The organism is Proteus sp. ZN5 (assembly GCF_011046025.1).
Classification (GTDB): Bacteria; Pseudomonadota; Gammaproteobacteria; order Enterobacterales; family Enterobacteriaceae; genus Proteus.
In genome coordinates this window covers 3,159,743-3,177,483 of sequence record NZ_CP047639.1, presented here as the reverse complement: position 1 = coordinate 3,177,483, position 17,741 = coordinate 3,159,743, and the positions used below count along the sequence as shown (strand labels likewise).

Annotated in this window: 16 protein-coding genes; 15 read left to right on the top strand and 1 reads right to left on the bottom strand. The window is 38.7% G+C overall.

The features are described 5' to 3' along the window. Positions 1-61 precede the first annotated feature (61 nt). The 14 genes from fabF (at position 62) to umoD (ending at position 12,824) form a co-directional block, all read left to right on the top strand. Positions 62-1,303, top strand: coding sequence for a beta-ketoacyl-ACP synthase II (fabF, locus tag GTK47_RS14765; protein WP_165124509.1), 1,242 nt, complete (start codon positions 62-64; stop codon positions 1,301-1,303). 134 nt (positions 1,304-1,437) lie between these two features. Next, a complete protein-coding gene (gene pabC, locus GTK47_RS14760; protein ID WP_165124506.1) occupies positions 1,438-2,265 on the top strand; it encodes an aminodeoxychorismate lyase in 828 nt (275 codons plus the stop codon). A 17-nt stretch (positions 2,266-2,282) separates the two neighbouring features. Beyond that, complete coding sequence (gene mltG, locus GTK47_RS14755; RefSeq protein ID WP_165124503.1) at positions 2,283-3,305, top strand: endolytic transglycosylase MltG; 1,023 nt, start codon at positions 2,283-2,285, stop codon at positions 3,303-3,305. 2 nt (positions 3,306-3,307) lie between these two features. Continuing rightward, complete coding sequence (gene tmk / locus GTK47_RS14750) at positions 3,308-3,955, top strand: dTMP kinase (protein ID WP_165124500.1); 648 nt, start codon at positions 3,308-3,310, stop codon at positions 3,953-3,955. Continuing rightward, on the top strand, positions 3,952-4,935 hold the full coding sequence (gene holB / locus GTK47_RS14745; RefSeq protein WP_165124497.1) for a DNA polymerase III subunit delta': 984 nt from the start codon (positions 3,952-3,954) through the stop codon (positions 4,933-4,935). The genes tmk and holB overlap by 4 nt, the downstream gene beginning before the upstream one ends. A 75-nt stretch (positions 4,936-5,010) precedes the next feature. Then, a complete protein-coding gene (locus tag GTK47_RS14740) occupies positions 5,011-5,796 on the top strand; it encodes a metal-dependent hydrolase (RefSeq protein ID WP_165124494.1) in 786 nt (261 codons plus the stop codon). A gap of 42 nt (positions 5,797-5,838) precedes the next feature. Beyond that, positions 5,839-6,189 carry a purine nucleoside phosphoramidase gene (gene hinT / locus GTK47_RS14735; RefSeq protein ID WP_165124491.1) on the top strand — a complete coding sequence of 117 codons (351 nt, stop codon included), beginning with the start codon at positions 5,839-5,841 and terminating at the stop codon, positions 6,187-6,189. A 39-nt stretch (positions 6,190-6,228) separates the two neighbouring features. Further along, complete coding sequence (locus GTK47_RS14730; RefSeq protein WP_165124488.1) at positions 6,229-6,630, top strand: YcfL family protein; 402 nt, start codon at positions 6,229-6,231, stop codon at positions 6,628-6,630. Positions 6,631-6,647: 17 nt separating this feature from the next. After that, positions 6,648-7,238, top strand: a complete 591-nt coding sequence (locus tag GTK47_RS14725; protein ID WP_165124485.1) for a penicillin-binding protein activator LpoB — start codon at positions 6,648-6,650, stop codon at positions 7,236-7,238. Next, on the top strand, positions 7,216-8,115 hold the full coding sequence (locus tag GTK47_RS14720) for a phosphotransferase (protein WP_165124482.1): 900 nt from the start codon (positions 7,216-7,218) through the stop codon (positions 8,113-8,115). The genes GTK47_RS14725 and GTK47_RS14720 overlap by 23 nt, the downstream gene beginning before the upstream one ends. A gap of 38 nt (positions 8,116-8,153) precedes the next feature. Next, positions 8,154-9,173: a beta-N-acetylhexosaminidase gene (nagZ, locus tag GTK47_RS14715; protein WP_098943356.1), complete on the top strand. Its 1,020-nt coding sequence runs from the start codon at positions 8,154-8,156 to the stop codon at positions 9,171-9,173. Beyond that, the gene (gene ycfP / locus GTK47_RS14710) at positions 9,170-9,709 is read left to right on the top strand and encodes an alpha/beta hydrolase YcfP (protein ID WP_088493180.1); all 540 of its coding nucleotides are present in this window, start codon (positions 9,170-9,172) and stop codon (positions 9,707-9,709) included. The genes nagZ and ycfP overlap by 4 nt, the downstream gene beginning before the upstream one ends. A gap of 454 nt (positions 9,710-10,163) precedes the next feature. Beyond that, positions 10,164-11,471 (top strand): NAD(P)/FAD-dependent oxidoreductase, encoded by a 1,308-nt coding sequence (locus GTK47_RS14705; RefSeq protein ID WP_165124479.1) that lies wholly within the window; start codon positions 10,164-10,166, stop codon positions 11,469-11,471. Between the two features lie 852 nt (positions 11,472-12,323). Next, positions 12,324-12,824, top strand: a complete 501-nt coding sequence (gene umoD / locus GTK47_RS14700) for a flagellar biogenesis regulator UmoD (RefSeq protein WP_165124476.1) — start codon at positions 12,324-12,326, stop codon at positions 12,822-12,824. Between the two features lie 70 nt (positions 12,825-12,894). On the opposite strand, the gene mfd is transcribed toward umoD, so the two are convergent. Then, positions 12,895-16,344, bottom strand: coding sequence for a transcription-repair coupling factor (gene mfd, locus GTK47_RS14695; RefSeq protein WP_165124473.1), 3,450 nt, complete (start codon positions 16,342-16,344; stop codon positions 12,895-12,897). Positions 16,345-16,538: 194 nt separating this feature from the next. On the opposite strand from mfd, the gene lolC reads away from it, so the two are divergent. Next, the gene (gene lolC / locus GTK47_RS14690; RefSeq protein WP_165124470.1) at positions 16,539-17,741 is read left to right on the top strand and encodes a lipoprotein-releasing ABC transporter permease subunit LolC; all 1,203 of its coding nucleotides are present in this window, start codon (positions 16,539-16,541) and stop codon (positions 17,739-17,741) included.

Here is a 17,741-nt window from a genome sequence, read left to right as displayed (position 1 = left end):
GGCGGTCACTCGACCGCCTATATTTTTAATCCTAAACTTTTTCCCTCCTTGGAGGATAAGCGTGTCTAAGCGTCGTGTAGTTGTGACCGGACTAGGCATGTTATCTCCTGTCGGTAATAACGCAGAAGCTTCTTGGGAAGCAGTGTGTGCCGGACAGAGTGGTATCGGCCTTATCGAAGATTTTGACACCAGTCATCATGCGACTAAATTCGCTGGATTGGTAAAAGATTTCAATCACGAAGATTATAATCTTTCGCGTAAAGACGCGCGTAAGATGGATCTTTTCATTCAATATGGTATTGCAGCTGGTGTGCAGGCCATTGCGGATTCAGGTCTTGAAGTAACAGAAGCCAATGCAAGTCGTATCGGAGCTGCTATTGGTTCTGGTATTGGTGGCTTAGGCCTTATCGAAGAAAACCATACATCTATGATGAATGGTGGCCCTCGTAAAATTAGCCCATTCTTTGTACCTTCAACCATCATTAACATGGTTGCAGGGCATTTAAGCATTATGTATGGTCTTCGTGGCCCTACAATCTCTATCGCAACAGCGTGTACTTCAGGTGTTCATAATATTGGACATGCTGCACGTATTATCGCTTATGGTGATGCAGATGCAATGCTGGCAGGCGGTGCTGAAAAAGCAACCACACCATTAGGTCTGGGTGGCTTTGGTGCTGTTCGTGCATTATCAACACGTAACGATAATCCTCAAGCGGCTAGCCGTCCATGGGATAAAGAGCGTGATGGTTTTGTATTAGGTGATGGTGCAGGCGTTCTTGTTCTTGAAGAATACGAACACGCTAAAAACCGTGGCGCTAAAATTTATGCTGAAGTAGTTGGTTTTGGTATGAGCAGCGATGCTTATCACATGACTTCACCAGCAGAAAATGGCGAAGGCGGTGCGCTGGCGATGACAAATGCACTGAAAGATGCGGGTATTGCCTCATCTGCCGTGGGTTATATCAACGCACACGGCACATCAACAAATGCAGGCGACGTTGCTGAAGCACAAGCGGTAGAAAACGTATTTGGTAAAGGCACTGATGTATTAGTTAGCTCAACAAAATCTATGACAGGTCACTTATTAGGTGCTGCGGGTGCAATTGAGTCTATCTTTACTATCCTTTCACTGCGTGATCAAATCGTACCTCCAACAATTAACCTAGATAATCAAGACGAAAATTGTCATCTTGATTTTGTTCCACATAAAGCACGTAAAGTTGAGAACATGGAATATGCTCTATGTAACTCATTCGGCTTTGGTGGTACTAATGGTTCAATTCTCTTTAAACGCGTATAAGCCGTTTTTTGTAGAAAGTTGAAAAAATACCTAAAGGCCCAGGATTATTCTGGGTCTTTTATTTTGTCCTTTTACTGCTAGTTGTTTTATCATGTACAGATTGATATCAATAACATAGATGTAAGGTGTGTTAGATGTATTGGGTAAATGGACAACAGCAAAAAAATGTAGATGCCAGTGATCGAGCAGTACAATTTGGTGATGGCTGTTTTACAACACTGGCTGTTGAACAGGGTGATCCCGTTTTATTATCTGCACACATAAACCGCTTAAAACAAGGATGTAACGCTCTCTTTTTACCCCATCCTAATTGGCATGAACTTGAAAAGCAGATCATCGATATCGCTTCTCTGGCTCAAACAAAAAGTGTTATTAAAATTATTATTAGTCGTGGTTTTGGTGGACGAGGATATTCCTCCAATGGATTTATAACACCGACGGTAATAATCTCACTGTCCTCTTATCCTACTCATTATCTCCACCAGCAAAACGAAGGTGTATCGCTTGGTATTAGCCCTGTTACCTTAGGGCAAAACCCTTTGCTGGCTGGGATCAAACATCTCAATCGTTTAGAACAAGTCCTTATCAAATATCATTTAGAAAAAACAGAATTTGATGATGTTTTAGTGTGTGATAATGAAGGATATTTAATTGAAGCTAATGCAGCGAATCTTTTTTGGCGCAAAGGAAATAGGCTTTTTACACCAGATCTGACTAATTCAGGGGTAAATGGCATTATGCGTCAATCCATTTTTCAATTAGCTGAAAAAAATCATTGGAAAATTGATATCGTGAGAGAAAAACCTGAAACACTTTATCAGGCTGATGAAATATGGTTAACAAATGCATTGATGCCAGTGATCCCCGTTTCACAAGTCACTTTTTCAGATGATAAGTGCTATCAATATCCTAGTAGGGATTATTATCATGTTGTTTTACAACACAGTTTGTCACTTAAATAGAATTTAATGAGTTATAAATGAAGATAAAAAAAATAGTATGGATAGTTTTTTTTGCCTTACTGATTAGCCTTGGTGCGATCGCATTGTATATGATGCAACATATTCGGGGGCTAGAGGAAAATATTGTTGTAAAACAAGATGAAATGCTACTGACTGTGCCAGCAGGAACAGGGCGTGTTGCTATGGAGCAACTATTAATAAAAAATAATCTGCTTAATGAAGGGGATTATTTTCAGATTTTATTAAAAGTGAAACCAGAATTAAGCCAGTTTAAAGCAGGTACTTATCGTTTAACAAAAGGGATGACATTGCATGATGTTTTACTGCTTATCAAAAGCGGTAAAGAAGCTCAGTTCTCAATCCGTTTTATTGAAGGAAGTCGCTTAAAGGATTGGCAATCTATTTTTGAGCAAGCGCCTCAACTTGCCGTTGTCGCACACACAATGGATAGTGATAAGTTACGTGAAGAAATAGGAATAAAACCAGAGATTTCTAATCTAGAAGGTTGGTTTGCACCTGATACATACCATTACACCGCTGGTACGACAGATGTCGCAATTTTAAAACGCGCCTACCAGCAAATGGAAAAAACATTAGAAGAAGAGTGGATTAAACGCGATAGTGACTTACCGTATAAATCGGCTTATGAAATGCTTATCATGGCATCAATTATTGAAAAAGAGACGGGCATTGATGCTGAAAGAACAAAAGTCGCGTCTGTTTTTGTTAATCGATTAAAAACTAACATGCGATTACAGACCGACCCAACGGTCATCTATGGTTTAGGTGATAAATATAGAGGCACGATTTATCGTAGTGATTTAAATGGTTATACACCTTATAACACGTATCAAATTGATGGCTTACCGCCAACACCAATAGCAATGCCGGGTGTCGCTTCAATTAGAGCTGCTGCACATCCAGCGGATACTCGTTATCTCTATTTTGTTGCAGATGGAACGGGTGGTCATAAATTTTCAACCACACTCAATGAACATAATAAAGCCGTCGCACAATATCGACGCTTACAACAAAGATAATTATGAACAACAGTAAATTTATTGTAATTGAAGGACTTGAAGGCGCTGGAAAAACCAGTGCTATCCAAACGGTTATTGATACCCTAAAAGACAAAGGTATCACTAACCTAGCATTTACTCGTGAACCGGGTGGCACACCGCTTGCCGAAAAATTACGTGAACTTATTAAACAAGGTATTGAGGGTGAAAAAGTCACGGATAAAGCAGAGTTATTGATGCTATACGCAGCACGAGTTCAGCTTATAGAAAACGTGATAAAACCTGCGCTTGCGGATGGTAAATGGGTTATTGGTGATAGACATGATCTCTCTTCACAAGCTTATCAAGGCGGCGGACGCGGCTTAGATAAAGATCTTATGTTGTCACTTCGTAATACGGTCCTTGGTGATTTTCGCCCTGACTTAACCTTATATCTTGATTTAGATCCTGCTATTGGCCTTGCTAGAGCGCGTGCTCGAGGTGAGCTAGACCGGATTGAAAAAGAGTCAATGGATTTCTTTTATCGTACTCGTGAACGTTATCAAGCATTAGCTAAAGATGATGACAGCATTATCACGATAGATGCCTCTCAAGAAATTGAAAAAGTACAAGCAGATATCCGTCAAACATTAATAGCGTGGCTTGTTCAACAGGAAAATAAATCACTATGAATTGGTATCCTTGGCTAAATCAGGCATATCGACAACTTATTAGCATGTATCAAGAAGGGCGTGGTCATCATGCCTTGCTTTTACATGCGATAGAAGGCATGGGAGGAGAAGCACTCTCTTATGGATTAAGTCGTTGGTTAATGTGCCAGAATAAACAGGGATTAAAAAGTTGTAATGAATGCCATAGCTGTCGATTGATGCTTGCTGAAACACACCCTGATTGGCATGTTTTACAGAGCGAGAAGGGTAAGCTTTCGATTGGTATTGAAGCAGTAAGAAAAGTCACTGAAAAGTTGGAGCATCATGCTCAGCAAAGTGGTTTTAGAGTAGTTTGGATAAAAGGCGTTGAAGCGTTAACAGAAGCGGCTGCAAATGCATTACTCAAAACGTTAGAAGAGCCGCCTAAAAACACCTATTTTTTACTGAATTGTCAGCAACCAGAAGTTTTATTAGCAACATTGCGTAGTCGTTGTTTTTATTACCATTTAGCAACGCCGGATCTTCAATACGCAACACACTGGTTACAGCAACAATTACCAAACATACCTTATGCGAATAGTGTGACAGCATTGAACTTATCGCAGAACGCTCCGATTTTGGCGCTTTCATTATTGAAAAATGAGTGGAAAGAAAGAGAGATTTTTTGCCAAACGTTATACAGCAGCATACAACAACGTGATTTATATGCATTTCTGCCACAATTAAATCAAGATAATGCCGAGCATCGCCTGTATTGGTTGTTATCACTGCTACTTGATGCATTAAAATATCAAACTAATGCACAAGCCTATTGCGTAAACCAAGATCAGCAAGCATTGATTATGGCGTTATCACAATGGCCTTCGGATATTTTATTATCCACTATTGATGGATGGAAACAGTGTCGTTATCAGTTAATGACCATTCCGGCATTAAATAGAGAATTATTACTAGCAGAACAACTGCTAGATTGGGAAAATCAGCTAACCACAAAAAATTAATTAGCTATATATTAATTATGATTTAGCTGTAATAAAAAACACCTATAAGTTGTACCAGATAAATGAGAATAAGTTATGTTTTTAGTTGATTCACACTGCCATCTCGACTGCTTAGATTATGAAAAATTACATGAAAATATTGATGATGTTGTCGAAAAAGCACAGCAGCGTGATGTTCAATATATGTTAGCAGTAGCAACCACATTACCGGGTTTTAAGAGTATGCGTGAGCTAATCGGTAAACGTGATAATATTGCCTTTTCTTGTGGGATCCATCCTTTAAATTTAGACGAAGGTCATGATGTTGAAGAATTAGCTCGTTTAGCTGCCGCTCCTGATGTTGTGGCTTTAGGCGAAACAGGGCTAGATTACTATTACCAACAAGAAAATGCGGTACTACAACGTGAAATTTTCCGTGAGCATATTCGTATTGGGCGTCAAGTTAATAAACCCGTTATTGTGCATACACGCAGTGCTCGCGAAGATACATTATCTATTTTAAAAGAAGAAAAAGTTCAAGATTGTGGCGGTGTTCTGCATTGCTTTACAGAAGATAAAGAGACTGCAACAGCATTGCTTGATCTTGGAATGTATATCTCTTTTTCTGGCATTGTGACATTTAGAAATGCTGAACAAATCAGAGAGGCTGCTCGTATCGTTCCTCTTGATAGAATTTTAGTCGAAACAGACTCTCCTTATTTAGCGCCAGTTCCTCATCGCGGGAAAGAAAATCAACCGGCTTATGTCCGTGATGTTGCAGAGTATATGGCAGTCTTAAAAGGGGTGAGTGTTGAAGAGTTAGCGCAACAAACAACGCGTAACTTTGCTAAGCTCTTTCATATTCAAAACTTACCTGCTTAATAGAATTAATCAGGAATTAAAATAAATAATAAGGTGATGGAAATGGCAAAAGAAACAATTTTCAGTAAAATTATTCGTGGTGAAATCCCAGCTAATATCGTTTTTCAAGATGATATAGTGACCGCATTTCGTGATATTTCACCTCAAGCACCCACTCATATTTTAATTATTCCCAATAAACTTATTCCTACTGTAAATGATGTTACTGCGGAAGATGAACAAGTATTAGGACACCTTTTTGTTGTTGCTGCAAAAATTGCACAACAAGAAGGTATTGCTGAAGACGGTTATCGCTTGGTGATGAACTGTAATAAACATGGTGGACAAGAAGTTTTTCATATTCATATGCATTTGCTTGGCGGAAAGCCATTAGGGCCACTATTAAGCCAATAATGGATATAATGCAAACAGCAGGATAACAGGAAGTAATACATGATAAGACAAGGTAAGGCCATTTGTTCATTACTTATCGCTGTGTTTATGACGATATTGCTCTCAGGATGTTTATCATCTCATTCAGAGAATAAACTCTATTTCAATCGTCAGCAGGCTATTATTATGGAGCCTTCGGTATTAGTTGTAGGCGTTGTTGCTGGTCAGCCAACTATTGAATACCATGCTAATGGTACAAAAGCGACAGTCATGTTATCAAATACACAACCTTACCCAGTCTCTATTCGTTATCGTTTTTATTGGTATAACGAACAAGGGCTTGAAGTTTCCCCTGCTGGAAATGTAAATGATGTGACTATTCTTGGTGATGGTGATACCGAAATTAGTGGTGATATACCAGATAAGACTATTAGTTATGTCAGAGTTTATCTCTTTACTTAGGATAAGGTAACGCGAGCATGAAAAGAGTTCTATTTGTGGCGATGTCTGTATTTTTATTAGCAGGTTGCCCATCCATGTTGCCACAACAACCGCCAGTACCTGTTGAGCCTATTGGGCCAGTTACGCCTACCGAGCCAGTAGAGCAGCCTAAACCCATAGAGCCACCGATTGAAGTTGTGCCAACACCACCTAAAATCACGAGTATTAATTGGAATGCTGCTGTCACTCCTTTAATTAGAGAAATGGCTGTTACTGGTGATTTAGAAGCGGGTAAGCTTATCGTTGTTGATAGTGTTAAAAATAATTCAGGCGGGAATATCCAAGCGGTAAATGCAACCAATACCATTATTGAATCAGTTAATAGTATTAGTGCATTGCAAACCGTGTCTTATACACAAATGGTATCAGCACGAAAAGCACTTGGTTTATCGGGTGAGGATAGTTTAGGTCTTCGTAGTGCAGCGATTGGTTTAGCCCGCTATTTAAAAGCTGATTATATTTTATTCTCAACGGTTGATGGTAAAAAAGATAACCGTGTGATCAGTATGCAGCTAATGTCAGTTTCTTCTGGTGAAATTCTTTGGAATGGACGCCATCAGGTTGAGTGATCCGCATTACTCAAGTTTACTTAATGCCTTGCAAGCGCTTTTCCCTGCAACGGCATTAAGTAAATGGAAAATTACGGCATTAGAGGGATCAGGTGGTGGTGCTTTTCGCGTGCAATGTGCAGATATAGATTGGGTTGCTCGCTATTATGGTGATGAAAAAAGGGCGCTTCATGTACATGGAAGAAAAGAATTTGCCATTTTAAAACAGCTTTCAGGATCTGATTTATCACCTAAAGTTGCCACCCATTATAAAGAGTGGTTTTTTCTTTATTGGTTACAGGGTGAACATTTAACCCACCAATCACTTTTTAGTACTTATTTAAAACCGCTGGCTGAAAAAATAGCCATGCTTCATCAACACACACCGTTAGGTTTCCCCCTCAACTTAAATCATGAGTTATTAGTTTATTGGCAGGGTATTGATAGAAAACGTTTATCTGCTAAATGGTTACGTTTACATCAACATTTTTTACACCAACCGCGATGCAATCTCATAAAATACGCGCCTGCTCACATGGATTTGCATGTTGAGAATATTCTTCTTAGTAATTCCGGTATAAAATTTATTGATTGGGAATATGCCGCAGATATTGATACAGCGGATTCGTTAATGACGTTCTTTGCAACAAATCAACTCAATGAATCGCAGCAAAATATGTTTTTAGATTATTATTGTTCGTATCATTGCCATTATGCTCAAGCCAAAGAGACGGATGTTTCTTCTGTGCGGGAGTTGAGAGAGCGTATTCTTTCAAGAGAGCCATTCATTTTTTATATGATGCTAATGTGGTATGAAGTTCGTTGGCAACAAACAAAAGATGGATCATTTTTAATAATGTCTGAACCTTTACGTCACTATTTCAGTCTGACGAATTAAAGATATTATCTTGTCACAATTACAAAGAGAGGAATGTTATGGGTCCGGTAATGCTTGATGTTGAAGGATATGAACTCGATAGTGAAGAGCGTGAAATTTTAAAACATCCTCTTGTCGGTGGATTAATCCTTTTTACCCGCAACTTCCACGATGCTGAACAATTAAATGAATTAGTTCGCCAAATTCGTGATGCATCTCATGAGCGCCTTGTGATTGCAGTAGACCAAGAAGGGGGACGAGTACAGCGTTTCCGTGATGGTTTTACACGCATACCGGCAGCTCAATCTTATGCGGCATTAAATGAAGGTTATCAAGCGAGCCATTTAGCACAAGAAGCGGGATGGTTAATGGCATCAGAAATGATAGCTATGGATATTGATATCAGTTTTGCGCCTGTACTCGACTTAGGTCATAACTGTATTGCCATTGGTGAGCGTTCTTTCCATGATTCACCTGAAGTTGCTATGACAATGGCTGAGAGTTTTATTAAAGGTATGCGCTCTGCTGGCATGAAATCAACAGGCAAACATTTCCCAGGTCATGGTGCGGTAAGAGCGGATTCTCATAAAGAAACGCCTCGTGATGATCGCTCTTTAAATGATATTCGCCAACGTGATATGTCTATTTTTAAAGATTTTATTCAACGCCAGTTATTAGATGCCATTATGCCAGCTCACGTTATTTATTCTCAGGTTGATGAGCGCCCTGCAAGTGGCTCATCGTACTGGCTGAAATCCATTTTACGTGAACAATTGGGCTTCCAAGGCGTTATCTTCTCTGATGATTTATCGATGGAAGGTGCTGCTATTATGGGAAGTTACGCAGAAAGGGCACAACGTTCACTAGATGCTGGTTGTGATATGCTTTTAGTGTGTAATAACCGAAAAGGGGCGGTGAGTGTGTTAGATAACCTGTCCTCTGTCAAAGCAGAACGCATTTCCACATTGTACCATCACCGAGGTCGTTACACATTGAGTGAGCTACAAACCTCTGATCGTTGGAAAAAAGCGAATCAGTTGCTGACCCAATTACAGGAGCAATGGCAGGAGCGAGCATGATTATATATTTACATGGTTTTGATTCCACAAGTCCTGGAAATCATGAGAAAGTTTTACAGCTACAGTTTATTGATCCTGATGTGCGTTTTTTAAGCTACAGTACGTTGCATCCTCGTCATGACATGCAACACTTACTGAAAGAAACGGATAAAGTGATTAAATCCACGAAAGAGCCCGTATTAATTTGCGGCGTAGGATTAGGTGGATATTGGGCAGAGCGTATTGGTTTCTTATGTAATATTCGTCAGGTAATGATTAACCCTAATCTTTTTCCTTACGAAAACATGACAGACAAGATCGACAGACCTGAAGAATATCTAGATATTGCAACGAAATGTATTAAAGATTTTCGTTCTAAAAACAAAGATAACGCTTTAGTGATTTTATCCCGTAATGATGAGGTTTTAGATAATCAGCGTTCTGCTGATGAATTATCGCCTTATTACTCTGTAATTTGGGATGAAGTGCAAACGCATAAATTTAAGAGCCTCTCTGAGCATCTATTTAAAATTAAAGCGTTTAATAGCAAAAACTAAGACTAAAGTCATGTGTTTAAAATGGATGGCGCTTGTTCCATCCATTTTTTTATCTAATGTAGCTAAAATGCTCATACTGTCCTTTCCACCTATCTCTTTTCAACACTTGTTTTGATCCTTTATTTTATCATTTCAATTATCACGACTGATTTTAACAGTCCTCTTTGTTCTTATTATGTTAATCCATTGTATTTATTTATAAAAACTAATGCCTCTGTATTTTTAATGGTGATTTATTCATCACTCAAAGGCAAAAAACGACTATATTCTTCAAAAAATAGATATGAATATTCAAATATTTTTGATATAAATCAACTTTGGTATGACCATCTTTCCAATTAACTTGCTTAAGAACAAAAATAACAGCCGAAACGATTTAACTGTCGTTATTTAAGTAGATTTCACTAAGGCTATTTAAATAACAACAGTAAATATCTTTATGGAGTGACGTTAAATGTCATTAAAAAAAATTGTTATTGTCGGTGGTGGTGCGGGTGGTTTAGAGCTGGCGACCAAATTAGGCAATAAATTAGGACGCAGCAAAAAAGCAGAAATTACTTTAGTGGATCGCAACAACAGCCATTTATGGAAACCTCTGCTACATGAAGTGGCAACGGGTTCTTTAGATGATGGTATTGATGCTTTAAGTTACCTAGCACACGGTTATAACCATCATTTCAATTTCCAATTAGGCTCATTAACAGGGCTTGATCGCGAACAGAAAAACATCACACTGGCTGCTATTTATAATGAAGAGCAAGAGCTACTCGTACCTGAACGCACGTTAGACTACGATATTTTAGTGATGGCATTAGGCAGTAAGTCAAACGATTTTGGTACTCCAGGCATTAAAGAAAACTGTATTTTCTTGGATAGTCCGCAGCAAGCACATCGTTTCCATAACGAAATGTTGAATTTGTTTTTAAAATACTCAGCAGATACCAATGCACAAGAAGAAAATCGTAAGGTAAATATTGCGATTGTGGGTGGTGGTGCTACGGGTGTTGAGCTTTCGGCTGAATTGCATAATGCAGTACGCCAGCTTAATAGTTATGGATTAAAAAAATTAGCGCCTTCAGCATTAAATATTACGTTGGTTGAAGCTGGAGAACGCATCTTACCTGCATTACCAGTACGTATTTCTAGTGCTGCACATCAAGAATTAACAAAATTAGGCGTGCGAGTGATGACCAAAACTATGGTCACAAGCGCAGATGACGGTGGATTAAACACCAAAGAAGGTGAGCATATCGATGCTGACTTAATGGTGTGGGCAGCAGGTATTAAAGCGCCTGATTTTATGAAAGAGATTGCTGGCCTAGAAACTAACCGTATTAATCAGTTAGTTGTTAAACCCACCTTACAAACAACCTTAGATGAGTCTATCTTTGCGATTGGTGACTGTGCATCTTGTCCACGAAAAGAAGGGGGATTTGTTCCTCCAAGAGCACAATCCGCTCATCAAATGGCAAGTCGTTGTTACAGCAATATTTTGGCAATGTTAAAAGATAAACCGCTAAAAGATTATGTGTTTACCGATCATGGTTCGCTCGTTTCACTTTCTAAGTTCAGTACTGTAGGTAGTTTGATGGGGAATTTGATGAAGGGGGACATGATGATCGAAGGACGCATTGCGCGGATTGTTTATATCTCTTTATATCGAATGCATCAGATTGCTTTGCATGGTTACATCAAAACAGGGCTTATGATGCTAGTAGGATCAATCAATCGAGTGATTAGACCTAAGCTGAAACTTCATTAATTTATCTTTTGCTTTGTAGATAAGACAAAAGTTACCTTTTTAAACCCTCATATTATATGAGGGTTTTTTATATATTTTTTCTTTTAAATTAAATAATTAAATGAGAATATCTAAACAAGGTAAATAATCTTAGCATAAAGCACTAGATGATTTATCTGTTTATATCGAAAATAACCAATAACTCTAAAGCTCAATAGAACAATGATAAATATAATTTTATTATTAAGGTTAAACTTGTAATATTAAAGATAGTATTGTTTTTATTTATTACGCTAAATTATTTAAGACTTTTCTTAAATAAAAAAATGATGTTTAATTCATTAATTCATCAAATAAAATGTTATGGTGTTTCGTAGACTTGTATTAGAAAGATAATAAGTGAAAATTATTAGAGATAAGTTTAACTTGTTATTTTTACTCGTATTTAAGTGGGTAAAATAATTTTACAGATCTTAAAATCAAATTTTATAATATGAGTTAAATATGAAATACCTCCTATTTTTAGGCGACATTTGTTAACTTGGTGTTATCATAATGCTATATTATAAATAGCATAGCAGTTTCTTTTTTTTAGCTAAATAAATTAAGATCAATCTTAATATAATGTGTAAATCTTAAGAATGTAGTCCGTATTTATTTAATTAAGTAATTAAAACAGAAATAAGTGGTGTATTTAACATGTCATAAATACGTAGTTTACTTATTATGTTAATCAGCATGGATGTTGAATTAAGCTACAGATCAGAGAGTTCATTTATTGAATACTAAATATATTAGCCAGTTAGAGTGAAACAGTGGCTTTTATTACGCATCTGTAGCAATTAAGGATAAAACAAATAAAAAGGGGTAAAAGTGGGTGTTAATGCCAGAAAGTACACACTAATAGGACTAATCATTGTATTAGCTATTCTTTCATTTATTGCATGGAGGTGGGTATTTCCCCAGCCTCAATACGCTCATGTCGTTTCGGCGACGCCCATTAAATCGACCGTTTTTGTGACAGAAGAGTATTGTCATCGAATTGGCTTACCTACCCCCTTTACACCAGAAAAATTGTCACGATTTCACCCAGCAGAGCAAGAGTGTCGAGTGTTTTATATGATTGAAGCACTTAATAACAGCAATATTGCTAATTTCCCTTATCCTCAATTTAAAGAGTGCATTCCAATTTATCGTCAAGAGCGCCGAGTTGTGGGTTATGATGTGCTTTATACTATCGGTGGAACACCGGGCAAAGTACGAACTACATTTAAACCCGGTGAAGTAATTGCATTAGATTCTGATGGTAGGCTGATTTTAGAACAAGAACCTTATTGTTCTATGAATGAAAAAGTACCTTGTCGCAAAGAATAAAGCTAATGATATAAAAAGAAAGGCGTAATGAAGTTACTTCAGTTACGCCTTTTTGTTGATCCAATAACCATTAGAGCGCGGTTATTTTATGCTCATCAAATGCACTTAACATATCATCAATAAAAGTGAGTCGTTTTTCACGCTCAGTTAAATCTGTAATAAATTTCAGTTTTGATGGGCCATCCAAGCGGAAAATTGCTGGTTGCTCTTGAAGTAAGCTGATTAAATAGCCTGGTTCGACTTTGTTTTTCTCACCAAACTCGATAAAGCCGCCTTTATCATGCGCTTCAATACGGGTGATACCTAAGTTCATCGCACTTAAGCGAATAGCGGCATTACGCAGTAGATAACGTCCGGCATCAGGCAATTTACCAAATCTATCAATTAACTCGGCTCTTAGATCATTAAGCTCTGTTAAGTCGATAGCACTAGCAATTCGTTTATAGAATGAAAGTCTGACATTTACATCAGGAATGTAATCATCAGGCAACAAGACTGGCATTCTTAATTCAATTTCAGTTTGTTGATTGGTGAGATCTTCAAGTGATGGCTCTCTACCTTCTTTCAGTGCTTCTACGGCGCTTTCTAGCAATTCCATATAAAGTGAGAAACCAACGGTATTCATTTGACCGCTCTGTTCTTCACCTAGTAATTCACCCGCACCTCGAATTTCTAAGTCATGAGTTGCTAATGCAAAACCTGCACCCAGATCTTCCAGCGAAGCAATCGCTTCTAAACGCTTATGAGCATCTTTTGTCATTGCTTTCGGATGTGGCGTCAACAAATAAGCATAAGCTTGATGATGAGAACGACCTACACGACCACGTAATTGATGTAATTGCGCTAAACCAAAATGATCTGCTCGTTCAATAATAATGGTATTTGCAGTAGGTATATCGATACCTGTTTCAATAATCGTGGTGCAAAGTAACACATTAAAACGCTGATGATGGAAATCATTCATCACACGCTCAAGTTCACGTTCCCGCATTTGCCCGTGACCAATACCAATACGCGCTTCAGGAACGAGTGTAGCGAGTCTCTCGCGGGCTTTTTCGATATTTTCAACATCGTTATACAAGTAATAAACTTGCCCGCCACGCAAGGTTTCACGCAAGATAGCTTCACGCACCACTAAATCATCATATTCACGAACGAATGTTTTCACGGATAAGCGACGCGCTGGTGGTGTTGCAATAATAGAAAGATCACGCATGCCACTCATTGCCATATTCAGTGTACGAGGAATAGGCGTTGCGGTTAGTGTTAAAATATCGACATTTGCGCGCATAGCTTTGATACGCTCTTTGTGACGAACACCAAAGCGGTGCTCTTCATCGACAATTAATAACCCTAAATCTTTCCATTGAATATTTGGTTGAAGGAGTTTGTGTGTACCAATCACAATATCAATCGTTCCTTCCGCCAGTTTTTCGGTGATTTGTTGCTGCTCTTTTGCACTACGAAAACGCGAGATCATCTCAATATTAACGGGCCAATTAGCAAAACGATCACGGAAATTATCAAAATGTTGCTGAGCTAATAAGGTGGTTGGTACTAAAATGGCGACTTGCTTATTATTGTTAACTGCAAGAAAAGCGGCGCGCATTGCAACTTCTGTTTTACCAAATCCGACATCGCCACAGACGAGTCTATCCATTGAAATAGCTTGGCACATATCGCTAAGTACCGCATTGATAGCCATTTCTTGATCAGGCGTTGTTTCAAAAGGAAAACTTTGGCGGAAAGATTGGTACTGCTCTTTGTCCATTTTAAAGGCAAAGCCTGTTTTTACTTCACGCTGAGCATAAACATCTAATAACTCGGCTGCGACATCACGTACTTTTTCAGCCGCTTTTTGACGTGCTCTTACCCATGCATCGCCACCCAATTTATGTAGTGGGGCATTTTCATCTGCACCACCAGAATAACGGCTGATTAAATGCAGTGATGAAACAGGAACATAAAGCTTGTCATTACCTGCGTAGCTTAACATTAAGTATTCAGCTTTAACTCCACCCGCTTCTAGGGTTGTCATACCTTGATAGCGACCAACACCATGCTGAAGATGAACAACAGGTTGTCCTATGCTTAATTCAGCAAGATTGCGGATTAAGGTATCCGTATTAATAGCGCGACGATTATCTTGGCGACGACGATTAACTCGCTCACCTAACATGTCACTTTCACAAATCATGGCTAACTGGCGATGACTATCAATAAAGCCATGTTCCGCAGCACCAATGATAAAGTAAAAGCCTTTCTCTTGTGCGTCAGATAATTCAATGATCTGCTTGGGTGCTATTTTTATCCGTGATAAAAGCTCTTGTACGGTTTCGCGTCGACCTTCACTTTCGACAGAGAAAATCACGCTGCCTGAAAATTGTTCTTGGAATCGGCGTAAGTTATCTAAAGGTGACTTGCTTTGAGCGTTAATCGATAAATCAGGAAGAGGTTGATAGCCTAAATTGGTCTGTCCAGCTTTTTCTGGCAACGTTTCTGTTTTAAGTTGAATACGAGGCCACTGTTTTAATTCTTTATTAAATTTATCAACATTCAGCCAAATATCATCCGGTGGTAACAATGGTCGCATAGGATCAACGCGACGACTTTCAAAACGTTGATTGATGTCTTGCCAAAATTTTTCTGCAAAATCTTGCAGATCTTGCGTCACTATCAATGTGTTTTTAGGGAAATAGGCAAATAAGTTAGATAAAGGCTGTTCAAAAAATAGGGATTGCCAATATTCAATTCCCGTTGGCAATATGTGTTTACTTACTTGCTGATAAATATGTTCAGGATCACGTCTTACATCAAACCGTTCACGCCATTGGCTACGGAATATTTCTATCGCATTTGCATCTGTTGGAAATTCATGGGCAGGCAGTAAATTAATTTGATCAACTTCTGCTAATGTCCGCTGTGTGTCGACATCAAAAGTACGCAGGCTATCTATTTCATCATCGAAAAAATCAATACGATAAGGAAATTCACTTCCCATCGGAAATAAGTCTAATAATGCACCACGCGTTGCATATTCCCCATGTTCTAAAACTTGTTCGACATGGCGATATCCCGCTTCATCTAATGTTTTACGCAAATTATCACGAGAAAGTATCTCTCCTTTTTGCATTACCAACGCATGACTTGCGAGATAATCAGTAGGGCAGACTTTCTGCATTAACGTATTGACAGGTAAGATTAAAATTCCCTTGAGAAGTGATGGAATACGGTATAGCGTAGAAAGGCGGTTTGAGATAATTTCTTGATGAGGTGAAAAACTGTCGTATGGCAGTGTTTCCCAATCCGATAATGTCTCTACTGGATAATCACAAAACTGACGGATTTCATCTTGCAAACGTAATGCATTTTGCATATCACGAGTAACAAGAACGACTAATCCAGAGTGACGTTTGATGATCTCTGCACATTCTAGAGCACAAGCGGCACCAGTCAGTTGACCTAGCTGACGAGTATCCCCTTGTTTTATAGGAAGTTGATAACGATATTCTGAGGGCATAAGCGTGTAATGTGAACTCTTTGTTGTAGTTAACTCCCAACACATCTTTAGCTTAATGGCTAAAGCTTAAACTGGCGGGCAGGTTAAGATAAAAGAAAAAACCACAGTTTGGGAATAGAGTGGTTCCATTCAGTAAGACTACCCTTTATTATCCCTGAACACTTCGCATTAGCAACAGGAACAGCACAGATTTCATGTACAATTCTGTCTCATTTTATATAGGGCTCCGTTATATGCGGGGTCGTGCGGTCGATAAGTTCGGTCGCTTCGTCTCATGGCTATCCGCTTTAGGTATTATGTTAGGTGTAGCGGCACTGATCACAGTGACTTCTGTCATGAATGGTTTTGAACGTTCATTGCAAGAAAGCATTCTTGCTTACATTCCACAAGCAATCGTGACATCACCTAACGGGCAGTTACCCCGAGATCCAAATATAGCTGAAAGATTACTAACGCGTGAAGGTATCATAAACGTTACCCCTTTAGTAGAAGGCGATGTTGTTTTGCAAAGTAAAGACAATATCAGCGTTGGTGTCATGCTGGGTATAGAAAAAGAGCAAGATGAGCCTTTAACGAAACATATTCGTTATGGCGATTTTTCTATGCTGAAAGCGGGCGATTATGGTGTGATTTTAGGAAGTGGCCTTGCTAAACAGTTAAAAGCAAAAGAGGGGGATAACATTCGCCTTATTGTGCCAAGTGTAAGCCAATTAACGCCAATGGGAAGATTACCTAGCCAACGGTTATTTACCGTTAAAGGTATTTTCCAAAGTAATGGTGATGCAGATGCTTCACAAATTTTAGTGAATCAGCAAGATGCAGCACGTTTAATGCGTTATCAGCCGGGCAATATTACCGGATGGCGTCTTTTCTTCTCTGATCCTCTCAATATCGAAAAATACAGTGCGCAGCCTTTAGATAAAAATCTAAGTTGGAGAGATTGGCGTGAACGTAAAGGTGAATTTTTCCAAGCTGTTAAAATGGAAAAAAATATGATGGGATTATTATTAAGCTTAATTATCGCAGTGGCAGCTTTTAATATTATTACCTCACTTTCTTTGTTAGTGATGGAAAAGCAAGGAGAAGTCGCTATTTTGCAAACGATGGGTTTAAAACGCTCTCAGATTATGTCCATCTTTATGCTACAAGGTGCAGGTGCAGGTATTTTAGGGGCGGTAGCTGGTGGACTTTTAGGCGCATTACTCTCAAGCCAACTAAACGTCATTATGCCAGCAGTAGGACTTATCCCCCAAGGTGTGGAATTACCCGCAACACTTGATTGGGGACGCGTCTTTATGATTGGTTTCTCCGCTATTATCATTTCCCTTTTATCCACTTTATACCCGTCTTGGCGGGCCGCGGCTATTCAGCCAGCAGAGGCGCTACGTTATGAGTAA